Here is a 14689-nt window from a genome sequence, read left to right as displayed (position 1 = left end):
GGCCGCGCTCGGCATCTATGCGGTGATGGCCTTCACGGTCGCGCAGCGGACACCGGAGATCGGGCTGCGCATGGCGCTCGGTGCTGGGCACAGTCAGGTGCGGCTGCAGATTCTACGAGAAGGCGTGACCCTCGCTGCAGGGGGCCTGGTCTTGGGGCTTGTCGGGGCGTATGCTCTCGGTCGCGCCATGCAGGCAATGCTCTACGGAACGGGTGCGCTCGACCTGCCCGTGGTACTCGTCGCCGGTCTGGTCCTTCTGAGCACAGCCCTGGTGGCGTGCTACGTGCCAGCGCGCCGTGCCAGCGCCGTGGATCCGATGATCGCGTTGCGCCAGGAATAGCGAGTCATCAGGGACCGGCATCAGGAACGGGACTAGACGCCCGGACCGGCAGCGCTGTGAGCCGCTGGAAAATGCACTACAATCAAGGGAGCTTCGTTGTCGGGGCGTAGCGCAGCCTGGTAGCGCACCTGCCTTGGGCGCAGGGGGTCGCTGGTTCGAATCCAGTCGCCCCGACCACTTCACCATCCTGTAGGGCACAAATAGGGCACACCGCAACACCGTTTCCCTCTGATCGTCCGCTTTCCTGGACAGGTTCATTATTTGGTTCCAGAAAGAGAAAGGACGATCACCATGCCGCTCGCTCTCGCTTCGTTCCCACGGTCTATCGTTGTCGGTCTCGCGCTCGGTATCGGCCTGGTGCTCGCCGGCAGCGCCCACGCCTACGATGGAGCCGTTTGTAGGACTCCAAACCACGGCGGCCCCATCGTCTGCTCCAAGCCCGGTCCGCCCGCACCACCTGCGCCCGTCCCGACATGCCCGGACGGGTACCTGCTCGATCCCTACAGGACGCAGGGCCAGATGTGCATCCCAATCCCGTCACAGGAGCCGCAGGCCCCAACGGACCCGCCTGGAGGAAACGACAGCATCGCTGCTGGCGGCTCTGCATCGTCTAACGTCAGCCCCGGGCCCGTAGCGGCCTATGTGCCGTTTCGGCCCGTCCCTGAGCCCGCACCTGGAGACGTGTTCGGCATCGTGACCGAGCAGGGGCCTGCCGCAGCGCTCGACACGATCGGCCTCCAACGCCAAGACGGTCCGGACGCGCTCTTTTGGTTTCAGCGCTCAACGGGCGCATGGTGGCTCGTGGTGCAAAGCATCGAGCTGCCGGACTGCATCTTGAGCGGATCGTTCACGCCATACCAGAACCTCACGGCCATCGATCTCGACGCTGACGGCAACGACGATCTGCTCGGTCACGATCCGATCACGGGGTTGGTGTTTCGCGCTTACGTCCGCTCGCTCCAAGGCTGCCGACCATGACGAACGTCGGGAGCCAAGGTGCTCTACGACCACTGGTCATTCACCTCACGGACCACAAGGGGACGTTCATTCGTCTCGACGTCCAGGTGACCGAACAGCAGTACGAGCAGATTCGCGCGGGCGTTATGCGCGTGATCGCGATTGATGACCCAACCGACGTCCGACCACAGGCCAGCGACTATCCGGCAAAGCTAGGAGACTAAACCATGACCACACACAACCCACGCGAGAGACTCCCTCTCACCCTTTCGATCACGATCGCGCTCTGCCTATTGGCCACGTTCGCCACACGGGCCGCAGCACAGTCGAGCGACTTCTACGACCAGTGGCTTTTAATTCACGGCGCCCCGCACGTTTTGGATGACGTCCGCCGCGAGCCGTTGAAACAGCAGCGGCAAGCGCTTGAAGGGTTCTTCGACCAATGGCGTTGGCAGCAGCAACGGTCAGACCTCAATCGCCGCCTGGAGCACTGGCAGATCCTGAGCGACCTTCAGCGGCAGGAGACCAATCGGCAGTGGGACGCGCTCGTGCAGGGTCTCAGTGCTCAGCAGCGGGCACACGCCTACGCTGCGCCTGCGACGGCCCATATCCCTGAGCCCCCAACCCCGACCTTCGAGGAACAGTTGGCTCGCGAGCAGGCGCGTCGGGCCCTGGCTGAGCAGCTACGAGCAGAAGGTAGGCTCGGTGGCCAGGAAGCTTCAGAAGACGAGGGAAAAAAGCAGGGTCGCGCTTGCCCGTTCTGGGTTCGTTCATGCTGGAAGTAGGGACAGATAGAGAAACTAACGGTCACTACTTCACGAGCCTCAGACGGTATAGGTCTACTTCCGTCCAGCCAATATCATCCAGGAGCCCTTGCAACATCTTGGCCCCGTAGGTCTTCTTGGGGTGATAGTGAATCGAGACGCGCTTGGGTGGACTACCCGACTTCATGAAGGTTCGAGAGGAACCGCCGCTCTTCATATCGCAGGCCCAACCATCACGAAGAAGGGCCTTACACAGCTCGCCGGCTGTGATGTTCTTTATCTGGCCCCAGACGTGTGAAGGGAAGCCCACGGAAGTGTAACGTTCCTGGTGCGGGCTGTCGGAGGAACCGAAAGCCTGTCCGGATGCTCAACCATCTCGGGGGAGGGGCCAAGCTGGATAGCCTCTCCGTGCTTCGTCATGGAAGCGACGTGCGAGAAGATCAATGGAACGATCTCACGCAACGCGTCATCTTCGGTAGCGCCATCCGCGTGAATACCACGCAAGGCAGGCGTGAAGGCGTGATAACGGTCGCCGTCCGGTTCAACGACAACCGCAATGGTCATTTGTTGCGGCTGCTGGCGCCTCATCCGATTAAGAAGGTTCCACACGGCAAGTATCGTCCTATAAGCATAGACGCCACGTCAAGATGCCTGGTTCTCCCGCAAAGGCTGGGTCGTTGGTCGTGGTGGGACGATAGCAGCCACAGAAGGCAGCCCTAGACAGGCCTAAAACCGATTCTGAAGAGCTAGGGTAGCTTACCCCTTGCCGGACGCCTCCGATTCGATTTAGAGCCCGTTTCCGGTGCTGTACAGCCGTGAACCGTCCAGGGAAGGCAGTTACCCCTTCAGGAGAGACCTTCCCCTATCCAGATGCACCCGAAACGGCTCCTACGCCGAGCTTTCAATCAAGTTCTTAAGAGCTTACCGCTGCCATAGGCCGGCCGTGACCGTTTCGCCAGCCTCCAGCGTCGTGGTGAACGAAATTAGCGACAAGTGAACGGATTTCACGGCCAGCGCCCACCCGTAACCCGTTCGCCCGTTATGGTCGCGTAAAGTTACGGATTTCGTTACGTTCTGTGGCCAGCACGGGTACGCACCACATGACCAGACGGTCGGGCCCCGCCCTGGCCCCATCGTAGGCTATTGACTCCACTTACATGTGTAGAAGTGCTGTTACTAATGGTGATAGAGACCACTGGCGGCTGGATTGGGTCGTGGTGGACCGTGTGGGGTGGGTAATCAGTGCTTTCCCAGACTCCCCCTGCTAGCTCCTTTTTAAAATGTGCGGGCAAGTGTGTCGGTGGACTCCCTCCTAGGGCTCCGGAACGTGTACGGAGTCCCCCAACGCCCCCGGCGGGTGGTGGCCTTTGCCCCCTCCCGGGGGGTGTCACCCCGTTGAAAACAAGCGAGCATTTGACGGCCGCTTGACTTGTGAGCGCTAACAGCGTCGCAGGTCGGAGATCACCGTTCGCCGTCGAGAATTCGAATCAGCGCCTCAGCGTTACCGAGCGCGTCGTGCACTGGATGATGATCGTGCTTCGTTCGCCGCAGCCGTTTCCATCTCTGCGTGTTGCGGAAGTCGCCGACCAGACCGGCGTAGAAGTCCGCGATGCGCCGCCCGGAGTGTCCGAACGGGTTCTCGCCGAGGTACTTCCAGAAGTAGAAGTTGATCCACTGGAAGTCGTACGCAGGGTTGTCCGAGACGAAGACGACGGGCATGCGCGGCGCCAGCCACTCCCGGAACCGGCGAAACGTGTCCTCGGAGCAATCCGTGCCGTGGAAGGATTCCTCTCGCCCCTCCCGGAGCGCGTTGACGTCGACCGCACCGAATTCGGTCATGTCGCCGACGGACGGCGCTCCAACCCCAAACGGCGCTTCACAGTCCACGACGACCAGTGTGCCCATCGCTCTCCGCCATCCCCTCACTGCTCCGCGCAGGCCGGTTACAGGCCGGCTCCAAAACGATACCAACGAAAGTGATCGAAGATGATCGCCCGTTCGTCGTCGGTCGGTAAGATCCGTCCGCGCTCTCTGGCGACGAGGCCGACGGCATCGGCGTCGGGATCAGCGAAGCGGTCGAGGACCTTGACGACACTGCCGGCGAGTTGCGGATCGAGGAACGGCCGGCCGTCGACGCCAAGTAGATACGCCCCGGTGTACTCGTAGGGGACGCCCTCACCTTCGTGCTCGGCTCCGAACCGGCGCTCGTCGTCTTCAAGGTAGTGCTCGAGGCAGTGGAAGACTCCGGCGAGGTCCTTTGGCGCTTTTCGATCGTCGAACGCCACAAGTTTCAGAGGAACGTAAAGCGCCAACGGCGCCAGTGGCAGCGTCGGGCCATCGTCGATGGCTGTGGCGACGGCGTTTGAGACGACGTGGCGGAAACCGGCCATGTTGAGGACGAAGCCTTCCTGGAGCTGGAGGCGGCCCTCGGGCGCAATGGACTCGCTGAACGGAAGCAGGTCGACCAGACCGCCGGAACGGTGTTGCATCCGGTGCAGCAGGCGCGTGCGAGCGAAGCCGTAGTCGGCGAGCCGGTCCTTGAGCGACTCGAAGTCGTCGAGGCTGGCCACGACGACGGCGACGTCTGCATCGTTGGTCATCCGTGCCGGGCGAGCGTCGAGAAGCAGCTCCGGAACCAGGGCCCCCACTACCCCGAACGGAATGCCAAGCTCCCGGAGGCCGCGGGCGAGGTCGCTGACGACGGGGACGAGGGCGGGCTCAATCCGTGGCATCGCCCAGCACCCTTGGGAGGAGCAGCTCCGCCGCTTCTGTGGCTTGCCCGGTTCCTCGATAACGTAGTTCCGCGTACGCCAGGATGTCCGGGGCAGCAGGAATGGTGTCATCGATCGCTTCGGGGATCGCCAGCGGCCCGGGCGGTTCGATGACGAGCAGGTTGCCCCCTCGAGCCGCGGGCTGGGCCACAAGAGCCTTCTGAACCTCGCGATCGTTCAGCACCGCAATCGGCGCGTAGATTTCGGTGTCCTCCGCTCGGAAGAATCCGTTGAGACGCGTCGCAGCGTCGGCGCCTGTCAAGGCCCACCGCTGCTCCCGCTCGGCGAACACGGTTTGAAGTCGTCCCCAGAGTTGTGGCTTGTCGTCAGCGCGAACTTGGAAACGCCTCTCCTTCAGGCCGGGACGGAGAGTTTCGATGTACGCCTGCACCCACAGCGCGACAAGCGCCGCTCGATCGGCAATAGTCCGTTCGCCCTGCTGTTCGCGCAGCAGCCCTCTGACGGTGAGGTCCTGCATGCACTTGGCGACGGTGCCGAGCGCGACGTCTGCTGCCTCCGCCACGAGGCGGAAGGGCGCATTCACTAGTTCAGGACGGATGAGGAGGGCCATGACGGCCTTGATCCAGCCCTTCTGCGGCCGAGTGGGAGCCGTCACTCGTTCCTTCGGCGGCTGCCTGCCTTCGACATGCACGAAGTCGCCGGGGACGGTCAGGTGCACGTTGCCGGCGAGATCGAGGTAGTCGATGCCGGCCCGTTCGAGGACAGCTGCCTGCTGCGCGCGGACGTGCGGGGCGAGAAGGAGCAGCCGATCGCCTCGGTGGGTGCCGGTCAATTCGGCGCGGCGGCGGTTCAATTGCTCCGCGATGACGGCGGCGTCCTGGTGGCGGAAGTGACGCTTCACCTCGACGAGGTAGCGGATCGTCTTGCCCGCGACTCGCCAGGCGATAACGCCGTCGAAGCGCTCCAGGGGCTTGGCAGGCTGACGGATCTCGGCCTTCGGCATCCACTTATCGAGAGCCGGACGGTAGAAATTGAGATCGGCTGCCTGAGCTGGCCTGGCCATGTTCGTGATTATCGCATGTTCATTAATAATGAACAAGCCAATATCGTGAACATATGGCAGCAGGCGCTACCTCGTCCCGAAGGCGGCGCGCGTCAGGTCGATGGGCCGCGCGCCTTTCAACGGAAGGATCGGCGTCTCGGCAAGAAAGCTCATCAGTTCCTCGGGTGTTTCAGGCGCTGCCCGCGACCGGTCGACGCGCTGTGCCATGAACGCGAAGTCGTTAATCGTCCCGAGCAGGCTCCGATTCCTGGTTCGGCCGAAGACCATCTCCGACATCTGCGCGCGTTCCTCGGCGATGTCCGCGGCTGTGACGCCGACGACCGCGAGCCGGTCGCACACCGCCTCCGGAAACACTGTGCTCAGTCGTTTCGCCTCGCGGAGTGGAACGATGACCGGAAGACGCGAGCGCTCGCTGATGAACAGCAGGTGCTGTCGAGCGCCGATTCGAAGGATGTTGCCGTACCAGTGGCCGAGCCGCGTGTTGGACTCGATCGCCGGCAGATCCCCCGACTGTCTTAGCCGCGCGAGCAGCTTCTGTGTGCATCGGAGCACGACCATGTCTGTTTCGCCTGCACAAAGTAACGGAAATCGTTGCTTTGCGCATCCGAAAGCTCCGCCTCCATCTGCATCACTCAGCGCCGGGGGACGCGCTACGTCAGCGCCTGCCCCGTCGACCATTCGCTCGACGCTACGATCCGTAGGGCTCGTAATCGGTCAGCTCCGTTGCGACCTCCGACCGGCTCTGCTGCGCCGTGTCCAGCAACGTCGCCACTGCCTGTTGCGGAGTCTCTTCCGCCTTCACTGCCGACGGGACGGCCTCGCGGAGCATGGCGAGGACCACGATCTTCTCCTGCGCCTTCGCTTCAGCGTCTGACGGCTGCACCCTGCCAGTGACAACATCCAGCCAACGTGCGACCACCCACTCCGGCGCGCCGCCTTGATGGATCACGCTGGCATAGACGGGCAGCTTCTGACGATAGAACGTGATCTTCCGCGCCAGCATATCTGCAAACAGCGGGTTCGAGCCGACCATGGTCGCGCACACCGCCCGGAAACCCTGCCTTACGCTCTCGTACGCGGCCAGCCAGTGCTCTCCCTCCAGGGTTGCGGAAGCCAGGAACGCATCGACCTGCTTGAGCGAACACCCCTTCGGAATCAGACCGCGCACGTACGCATCCAGAGCCAGAATTAGCACGCAATCGTCTTCGCACCCGGCGAGCACCTTGGCCGCCTTCGCATCTAGCTCCATGCCTTGCTCGATTGCGAACGCAAGGGCCCACGCGACATCGCTGCTGACGCCCAACGCCGCGTGGCAGTGAATCATCTGATTAATCGTCGAGACCAAAAGCCGACGATCAACGGCGAAACCGTTTAAGGACCAGTAAGTCAGCAGCGCGAATGCTTTCTGCGCCGCTCCTGGCTCGGCGAGCAGCGCTTGCGAGATCCCACTTTGCGCTACCCGCCCCGCCTCGAGTCCCGGGTCAGCGATCTTGAACAGCGAGCCCAGCGCGTACATCAGGACCGGCGATGCTGGGGATTGCTCGCGAATTCGGAATGCGCTGTCGAAAAAAGCAACCATGTCATTTGGGGTATTGATACGTCTCCGCAGCTGCTCCGCCGCTGCCTGCTGCCAATCCTCCTGCGATGGAACCGGAAGATTCACGATCTCCGTCTTCTTCGCGTTTGGTCGCAGATTGAACGACCGCAGCGCCTTGTTCAGCGTTGCGAGAACAGCCTCGGCTTGCTCCCGCGAGTCACACGCGATCTCGAAATCGTCGAACCAGCGATAGCAACGCTCTCGGGGCAGTCTCACGTGGCGATCGATCTGCGCTAGCACCACCTCCCCGAGCAGGAAGCCGCGGATCGACGGCCCAACCGACGGCATGCGTGTAAAGCGACGGATAGAAGTGGCTTACGTCAAGCCTCACGAGGTGTGACGCGCCCGCTCTGCTCGCGGCCCGCTCACGGGCGAGATTCGCTGGGCGGACATTCGGATTGATCGCTCGGAACCGGCCGACGCTGTAGATTGGACGGCTCTTCGAGAACGGCGACGCGGACTTCGTGAGCAGCCTCCTGAAGTTCTTCGACGTCAGCCGCGCGAGCTTCACGAAGTGAACCGGATGAGGAATCCGCAAAGGCCGCCGCGCCACGCCGGGAAGCGCAAGGTCGAACCCGACGCATTCCGTAAAGCCCTCGGCTGCCTTGTAGTCGTCCAATGCCGCCCGGCCCGTCTTGGTCGATGCGTACGCGGCGAACGCCTCCGTGAAAAACGCAGGAGGCAGTTCTTTCGGGAAGTAGCCGCGCTCGAGAATGGACCTGAGTATTGTCATCGTGTGTGTCGGCGCCGATTGTTCATCCAGACGGCCGCTGCTCGTCAGTCACCTCGCTCGGGGCGTGCCGAATGCCAGAACCGCCCGGCTGCGATTATGTCGTCATTCTGCGGTGCAAAATGACGACATGATTGCAGACGGCGTAGAACATCCAGTCTTGGAACGCCGCTCCGAGCCGCGAGAAGGCGTACGACGCGCTCTTGAGCGACGCTCCGATAAATGCCAACTCCGGGAGCGCATGGCGCGGGTCAAGGCCGCGAAGCGCCGACGGAGGAGGGAAGCCTTGACGCGCGCCATCGCTCCCGCACAATCGGATAGTCAGAGCGTCGCAGCGGTGCCAGTTCGCGGCGTGCGCGGTCCGGACCTGGCTGACCTCGAAACGCGGGAACGGACGCGTAATGCGCGCCGGTTTTCATGCCGGAGGCCAGCCGCGTGGGTCGCGCCCGTACACCGCACCGTAGGCGCGCACCGTCGCAGGCGGTGGTCGGTCCATCGCCTCCTCGCGCGCGCGCGCATTCGCGTCGCGCAGCTCCGCCCGGAACCGCTCGACCTCGACACGACGTTGCTGTGCCTCGAGCTCGGCGACTGCGGCCTGCGACACCGAATACCTATCGCCCGCTTTGTCCGTGTCGTCCGCGGGTGCGAGCTCGACGATCCCGATTTCCGGGAAGTGGTACACCCAGTCGGCGCCCACCATCGTGAGACGCCGGAAGATCATTGCGTAGACGGGCGTCAGATCGGCGCGTCGGGAAATCCAGATCGTTCCCATGTAGAACCGCATGTAGTCGCCGTCTTTCCAGCCCTCCTGGTCGCGCGTGAGGTACTGGTCCAGGAACGCACCGGCGCCCCGAAATGATCCGATGTCGGCTAAACGTCCGTCGGCGGCAATGACATCGTGGTTGTCCGAGAAGATGTCCCACAGACACAGGCCGACCAGCTCGGTAACTTCCTCTTCCACGTTTACCGGCGACGGTTCGTGCTCGCGGCGGACGTCTTCAAGCGTAGGTTCGGGCCGCGGCTCGAGTGCCGCCGTGCCCTCGCGCCGGCGTCCCAGACGGCGCCATTCTTCCAGGTTGCGGTGAATCGTCGCTCGCTCCTCGAAAAGCTGCTCCACAGACGGGTGAAAGCACGCCAGAAGCGGTGAACGCTCCCAGCCTTCCGGCGCGATCTCCGCGAGCACATTTGCGCCGGCGAATCCGTGCGGAAACAGCCGGTCAAACAGCGCGTCGAGCTCACGACCCGTGAGACGCTTCTCTTGACGCTCGTCCATCCTTCTCTGAGGTTCCCATCGTCCGGCGCGCGCGTGCAACACCGCATGGTCCGAATTGGCGCGCGGCGTCGGATTCGTCAGCGGCCGACGTGACCGGATTGTGCGGGGACGATCGAGGCGTGGTTGCCGACACGTTTGCGGTCCACATTGCGCGCTCGGCATTCGCTGTCAGGCGAGCATTTCGAGCGCTCAAAACTCGGCCAGAATCCTGCACGCAAACACGCCGCGCGATGGCCCTCAACCACGACGCTGCCGCCCCACATCGACACGCGAACACTGACACGCGGAACCGAGACGTGAACGACCCCTGGGCCGCCCTCGGGGTCACACTCCGGGGCGGGAGGCGGGGTCGTTCACGTCTCGGTTCCGTACCTGCGCTGACAGAACCGCAGTCCAGGGGCGGCACAGAACGCCGCCCCACGACGCCGGCGGCCGTCGCGCGGCTCACGGCTTAACTCCCTGCGCTTTCTACGCCTTGTAGTACTCGTTCAGACGATGCCAGTCGCGCTCACACTGCTCACGGACGCTGAGCTGAGGTTCCTCGGCAGGGGGTTGAGGACGGGGGTTAACGCCGTGCGATCGCAGTGGCCCCCCTCGCGGCCCCCTCCTCAACCCCTTGTCTACCAGCTCGGGTCGCGCCGGTGTGTCAGCAACCAGGGGAGAAAGATGACGATAGAAATGCGGCAACACGACTGACTCCACACGCCCTCGACCGCTGTTCAATGCCTCAGCGATCGCGGGTGACGATGGGCCTGCGAAGACCGCGTTTCCGTGCTTCAGCCAGCGGTGATACATCGCGGTGAACCGCGTCGCCGCGAACACCTCATGGCCCTTCCTCAGGAAGCCCTGGTTCAAGGGATGCATGGGTTCTCCGCGAGCGGCCTCGAGGCGGAGTTCAAAATACGATTGCAGCTCGCCAATCGTTGCGGAGTGCAAGGGTGACTCGAGCTCTTCATGGATGACCGCCTGATATGCGTCGTAGGCATGGTCGAGCGGGCGTGGAAACACGATTCTGATCGTCCAGATGGGAGCGACTCTCAGCAGCTCGGCGTGGGTCTGAAGGAAGGTCCTGAACGTCTCCGTGGTCGGCTCACTCGCCAGGTACGGCAACAGTGTGCGGCCGTCGGCGGCCACGGCGATCGGGACTGCAGATGGGAGTGACGAAGGCCGGGGCCGCGCCTCATCGCTCGTGGGTTCCTTGCGGCCTGTCGTCGGTCGCTTTGGCCTTCAGTCCTTCGAGGTATGCGGCCTTCTCGGCAGCGGTGGTCAGCCACTCGACGTCGCCAACGGCGAGGACGGCGTCCAGCAGCATCAGGCGCTCGACCGCGACCCGCGGCGACACCGCCCGGCGGTAGCGGCTCGACGCTTCCCCGATGAGGAAATACAGCGGCTTGTGATGGACATGATAGACCCGCGCGCGGTTGTGCACACATCGGATCTCGTGGGCATACCCTCGCTTGACCAGCTTGTCGAAAAACGCGTTGCATCGCCGGCCGCCGTTCGCAATCCCGGCGAAGCTTGCATACTGCCTCGGGATGCAGACGCCGCCATGGCGCATCACCAGCACGAGGAACCGCGCCTGGCGTTCGGTGAAGCCGCAGTCGATGACGGCCCGAATGCGCTCCTCTTGCGTCATCGCCAAAGCTCCTGGGCCAGGCCGCCGTTGCGCCCGCCGCGTCGCCCGGCGCCGCTGGTCGAGAGGCGCAGGCTCAATCCGCGATAACAGGAGAAGCCCGAGCGCGCCACGCTCGCGCCGTGGGCACCGCGATAGTGCGGCGTGACGACCTCAATATCCTCGTGCTCCCATCGGCCATCGGGCTCCTGGTACTCGACGCGGACGTCGGGGAAGTGGGCCTCGTCATCGAAGTACGGCAGGTCGTGTTCGTACGCCCATTCGCGAATCTCATCGGGCGTGCGATCCGGATGGCCGTCGTAGTCGTCGTGGTCCTTGTCCCGCTCGTGGAGCCAGCGCTGGTACTCGCTCTTCAGCTCGTGGTCGAGGACGACGCGCTCGATGAGCGCACCGCGGTCCAGGAGACGGTCCTCGGCCTGTTCGTACGCGCGATAGACCTGAAGGTCGTGTTCGAGTTCACGTTCGCGCCCCAAGCCCGCGTAGAACGTCTGCGAGTGCTCGTGATCGTGATCGCGGTGGCTCTCAAGGAGGCTGCGCCCGTCCTTCGTCAGGCTCACCGCATGGTCGCGGTACCCGGGCACGCGCGTGGTCTCGATCAACCCTTGTTCGCGCAGGTGTCGCAGGTCGCCGGACCGTGGATCAGCCGGGCTCTCATCGTGGTCTCGGAGATCACGACTGGAGACCACTCGGAATGCACCAACGGTCGCGAGCGTTCGGGATTCGGAGCCGCGCAAGGTGTATTCGCGATCGCGGTCGTGAACGAGCTCGCGCGCAGGTCCGCGAGGCAGGTGAACATGTCGGCTGAATGCATCCGGGACCTCGCGATCGCGTTCTCGATCGTCGCGATCTCGGTCGGCCCATCGGGGATCGTCATCGCGATCGCGTCCGTGCTCGTCTGACCCTTGCCGGTCGTTTCCAGGACCACGTCCGAGCGACCGCGCATCATCGTCATCGCGATCGCGGGGGCGTGTCGCAGGTTGGCTCCAGTCGTCATCACGATCGCGATCGCTGGAGCCGCTGCGGCCGCCGCGACTCGGCGTGTGCGAGTGCCGCTCGTCGTCTCGCGAATCGTAGTCACGAGGATCGAAATCCATACGCGTACCACCTTTCCGATGTGAACTGGAGGCGAGATGGCAGGCGACTGCAGGTCAGGATCTGTCGATTGAGACGAGCGTTCGGGAGAGGGTCTTCAATCAGCCGTTGGATGACAATTGGCTGACAATCGGTAGCGGCTCGCGGTTTCCTGCAGTTGCCCCAAGTTGGACATTTCCTAAGAAACACGAGGGGCAGCGGTCTCCCGCTGCCCCGAGTTGTGTGGGTTCTTTCGCCTTGGGCGCAGGGGGTCGCTGGTTCGAATCCAGTCGCCCCGACCAGTTTTCGAGTCGATAGGTCACAGCGCTGGTTTACGGTCTTCCGAGGCCTGAGGGCGGCGGAGTGCTTCGAAGAAATCGAAGGCAACGAGATCTTCTGGCCAATGTGACGGGGCAGGTCGTGGAATTCATCGAGAGACCGTATGTGAGGGACGCGAAGGTCGGGGCGCGTCGCTCAGGACACAACACAGCTCTGGCTGAGCTGTCTCACCCGGGATAGCGGCGTTCAACACCAGACGGCCTTCACCAGTCGCCGACGCGGTTCTGGCCGCGCGAGCTACCCCTTCGCAGCCACGTACTCCGGAATGGGCTTCCCGGTAACCCTCGCGTACAGGACCTCCGAGTCGAGGTCGGCGTCGTTCGGCCAGCAGACGGTACCAAGCTCCGGATGCACTTTCGCCTGGGCGAACAGTGCCAGGTCGCGCAGAGGTTCGAAAACCCCCGTGAATTGAATCAGCTGTGCGACATCGACGACACCCTCGACACCGTCGTCGAATTGGACATGGAGGCGATGATCAGCGAGTGGTTCAACGAAAACGACGTCTCTCAGCATGGCCGCTACTCCAATGGCGCGATCCGCTTCAGCGGCTCTTGCCGTCGCGCCAGATTCCAATCGTCCATCAGTTCCTGCCGGTGCGCTGAAGCCCACTCCACGACAAGACCCAGAACACGCGGCGACAGGTCCCCTTCGAGGATTGTCAGCGATTCGATCGTCACCGTTGCCTTCTGCTCAGCATACCGGACATGAAAGTGAGGCGGCGGATGATCGTTGTAGTTCAGAGAGATGATGATTCCAAAGAATCGGGAGACCTCAGGCACGGAGCCTCTCAGCGCGCAATGTGAACCACCTTCCTTGTCGTGCCTTCGACGATGGCCGTCAGACGTCTGGCCCAGCGTTCCAGCGCGTCCCGCTTCTCCGCATCGTAGGCATACCGATCGTACACTCGAGTCGCGGCGGGCCCGCCTTCGAGATGATTGAGGACCTTTGCGATGTGGTCGCGCGGGACACCCGCCTCGGCCATCCGTGTGGCAGCCGTGCGCCGCAGATCGTGCGCCTGGAACTCGAAGGATAGCGGCCGACACAGAATCGCCGCGGCCTTCTTGCCACGGTGTGCGATCGACCCAGCACCTCGACGGTTCTCGAATACGAAGATCGCGCGTTCACGACGGCGGCATCGTTGCGATACGGCAGGCTGTCGAGCATGCCGGCCGTGCCGTTGGTCCGCCCGTCGCAGGGGTCGCTGACGTACGCGGCAAAGGGTACCGCTTCCGTGGCCGCGAGCGTGCGCGCCGCCTCCTCCATCAGCGGGCTGACCTCCCAATGCCCCGGGTGGTAGCCGAGCGCGATGGGCGCACCGTCTGGCGCCCGTATGCCGCCTTGGGTGCTGAGGATCAGAAATGGCTTGCCGAGCAGCCCGGCCGGATTCCAGCCCATGCCGGCGTTCTGCGTCCAGCCGAAGAGATCGCCGCTGGCCATTGCGCTCAGTTGATCCGGCTGGAGCGACAGGCGACCGCTGGGACCGGGCGCCCTCGTCCGCAGCGTATGGATCGACTCGTCGGCCGAATCCAGGATGGGGTCGCGCATCATACGACTCAAGCCCCTGAGAGCGGGAAGTTCGACTCACTGTATCAAGTTTCCCGCGTCGCTCATTCGTGCGGGCAGGGCGTGCGGGCAGGGCGTTGACCATTGGCGTCCGCTCCTCTAAGCTTTCTTGCGTTGTCAACAGAAGTCGGACGACACGATTTCCGAATGCCTTTCCGCCTGCCACCGTTGGTTCTGGCTATCGCGCTCCTCTGTAGCGGGTCGCTTCCGGCCGGCGAGCGCCCGACGGCGCCGAACGGGTCGGCGGCGGCGGATGCGCTCGTGGACCAACCAGCAGGGTCATGACATGATCTCGACGACGATTCATCCAAGCGTCACTCGCCGCCCCGATTGCGGGCGCGGGCTGGCATCTCACACGCGGCCGCGCGCTGGCCGACGCCGCCGGGGCCGGCCTGCAGCCGCCCGCTGCGTCCATGTCGGCGGCGATCACGCCCGACAGAACGATCCGCCTCTTCAACGGGCGAGACCTCGACGGGCTGTACGGCTGGTTGAAGGACACGCACTACGAAGATCCCGGGACGGTCTTCACGGCCGCCGACGGCCTCCTGCGAATCTCGGGCGAGAGGCACGGCTACCTGGGCACGCGCCAGGCCTACAGGGACTATCACCTCGTGGTCGAGTACACGT

Annotated in this window: 19 protein-coding genes and 1 tRNA gene; 6 read left to right on the top strand and 14 right to left on the bottom strand. The window is 63.6% G+C overall.

Annotated elements, in window-relative coordinates; all coding sequences use genetic code 11:
* The 5 genes from GEV06_25505 to GEV06_25485 all read left to right on the top strand — a co-directional run.
* A partial coding sequence (locus GEV06_25505) for an FtsX-like permease family protein (GenBank protein MPZ21225.1) occupies nucleotides 1-340 on the top strand: 340 nt, incomplete at its 5' end.
* Nucleotides 341-440: 100 nt separating this feature from the next.
* Nucleotides 441-517, top strand: a tRNA-Pro gene (locus tag GEV06_25500).
* 114 nt (nucleotides 518-631) lie between these two features.
* Nucleotides 632-1318: a hypothetical protein gene (locus GEV06_25495; protein MPZ21224.1), complete on the top strand. Its 687-nt coding sequence runs from the start codon at nucleotides 632-634 to the stop codon at nucleotides 1316-1318.
* Nucleotides 1315-1521, top strand: coding sequence for a hypothetical protein (locus tag GEV06_25490; protein MPZ21223.1), 207 nt, complete (start codon nucleotides 1315-1317; stop codon nucleotides 1519-1521). The genes GEV06_25495 and GEV06_25490 overlap by 4 nt, the downstream gene beginning before the upstream one ends.
* Nucleotides 1522-1524: 3 nt before the next feature.
* Nucleotides 1525-2082 carry a hypothetical protein gene (locus GEV06_25485; protein MPZ21222.1) on the top strand — a complete coding sequence of 186 codons (558 nt, stop codon included), beginning with the start codon at nucleotides 1525-1527 and terminating at the stop codon, nucleotides 2080-2082.
* Nucleotides 2083-2107: 25 nt separating this feature from the next.
* On the opposite strand, the gene GEV06_25480 is transcribed toward GEV06_25485, so the two are convergent.
* From GEV06_25480 to GEV06_25415, 14 genes are all read right to left on the bottom strand, one after another.
* Nucleotides 2108-2278, bottom strand: coding sequence for a hypothetical protein (locus tag GEV06_25480; protein MPZ21221.1), 171 nt, complete (start codon nucleotides 2276-2278; stop codon nucleotides 2108-2110).
* Between the two features lie 1244 nt (nucleotides 2279-3522).
* Nucleotides 3523-3966 (bottom strand): hypothetical protein, encoded by a 444-nt coding sequence (locus tag GEV06_25475; protein MPZ21220.1) that lies wholly within the window; start codon nucleotides 3964-3966, stop codon nucleotides 3523-3525.
* A gap of 38 nt (nucleotides 3967-4004) precedes the next feature.
* Complete coding sequence (locus tag GEV06_25470) at nucleotides 4005-4793, bottom strand: hypothetical protein (GenBank protein ID MPZ21219.1); 789 nt, start codon at nucleotides 4791-4793, stop codon at nucleotides 4005-4007.
* Complete coding sequence (locus tag GEV06_25465; GenBank protein ID MPZ21218.1) at nucleotides 4780-5856, bottom strand: hypothetical protein; 1077 nt, start codon at nucleotides 5854-5856, stop codon at nucleotides 4780-4782. Before GEV06_25465 ends, GEV06_25470 begins: the two co-directional genes overlap by 14 nt.
* 66 nt (nucleotides 5857-5922) lie before the next feature.
* Nucleotides 5923-6414: a hypothetical protein gene (locus GEV06_25460; GenBank protein ID MPZ21217.1), complete on the bottom strand. Its 492-nt coding sequence runs from the start codon at nucleotides 6412-6414 to the stop codon at nucleotides 5923-5925.
* A gap of 130 nt (nucleotides 6415-6544) precedes the next feature.
* The gene (locus GEV06_25455) at nucleotides 6545-7519 is read right to left on the bottom strand and encodes a hypothetical protein (protein ID MPZ21216.1); all 975 of its coding nucleotides are present in this window, start codon (nucleotides 7517-7519) and stop codon (nucleotides 6545-6547) included.
* Nucleotides 7520-7610: 91 nt separating this feature from the next.
* A complete protein-coding gene (locus GEV06_25450; GenBank protein ID MPZ21215.1) occupies nucleotides 7611-8186 on the bottom strand; it encodes a hypothetical protein in 576 nt (191 codons plus the stop codon).
* A 412-nt stretch (nucleotides 8187-8598) separates the two neighbouring features.
* Nucleotides 8599-9456, bottom strand: coding sequence for a hypothetical protein (locus GEV06_25445; GenBank protein MPZ21214.1), 858 nt, complete (start codon nucleotides 9454-9456; stop codon nucleotides 8599-8601).
* 468 nt (nucleotides 9457-9924) lie between these two features.
* On the bottom strand, nucleotides 9925-10590 hold the full coding sequence (locus tag GEV06_25440; GenBank protein ID MPZ21213.1) for a hypothetical protein: 666 nt from the start codon (nucleotides 10588-10590) through the stop codon (nucleotides 9925-9927).
* A gap of 46 nt (nucleotides 10591-10636) precedes the next feature.
* Nucleotides 10637-11092 (bottom strand): hypothetical protein, encoded by a 456-nt coding sequence (locus GEV06_25435; protein MPZ21212.1) that lies wholly within the window; start codon nucleotides 11090-11092, stop codon nucleotides 10637-10639.
* Nucleotides 11089-12183 carry a hypothetical protein gene (locus tag GEV06_25430; protein ID MPZ21211.1) on the bottom strand — a complete coding sequence of 365 codons (1095 nt, stop codon included), beginning with the start codon at nucleotides 12181-12183 and terminating at the stop codon, nucleotides 11089-11091. Before GEV06_25430 ends, GEV06_25435 begins: the two co-directional genes overlap by 4 nt.
* Before the next feature lie 553 nt (nucleotides 12184-12736).
* Complete coding sequence (locus GEV06_25425) at nucleotides 12737-13012, bottom strand: DUF2442 domain-containing protein (GenBank protein MPZ21210.1); 276 nt, start codon at nucleotides 13010-13012, stop codon at nucleotides 12737-12739.
* 5 nt (nucleotides 13013-13017) lie between these two features.
* Nucleotides 13018-13278, bottom strand: coding sequence for a DUF4160 domain-containing protein (locus GEV06_25420; GenBank protein MPZ21209.1), 261 nt, complete (start codon nucleotides 13276-13278; stop codon nucleotides 13018-13020).
* Nucleotides 13279-13286: 8 nt separating this feature from the next.
* Nucleotides 13287-14147, bottom strand: coding sequence for a tyrosine-type recombinase/integrase (locus tag GEV06_25415; GenBank protein MPZ21208.1), 861 nt, complete (start codon nucleotides 14145-14147; stop codon nucleotides 13287-13289).
* Between the two features lie 328 nt (nucleotides 14148-14475).
* Between GEV06_25415 and GEV06_25410 the strand changes: the two genes are divergently transcribed.
* A partial coding sequence (locus GEV06_25410; GenBank protein ID MPZ21207.1) for a DUF1080 domain-containing protein occupies nucleotides 14476-14689 on the top strand: 214 nt, incomplete at its 3' end.

The sequence above is a fragment of the Luteitalea sp. genome (assembly GCA_009377605.1).
Taxonomy (GTDB): domain Bacteria; phylum Acidobacteriota; class Vicinamibacteria; order Vicinamibacterales; family Vicinamibacteraceae; genus WHTT01.
The sequence above is the reverse complement of the archived record's forward strand: the minus strand, read 5'-3'. Positions and strand labels throughout refer to the sequence as shown.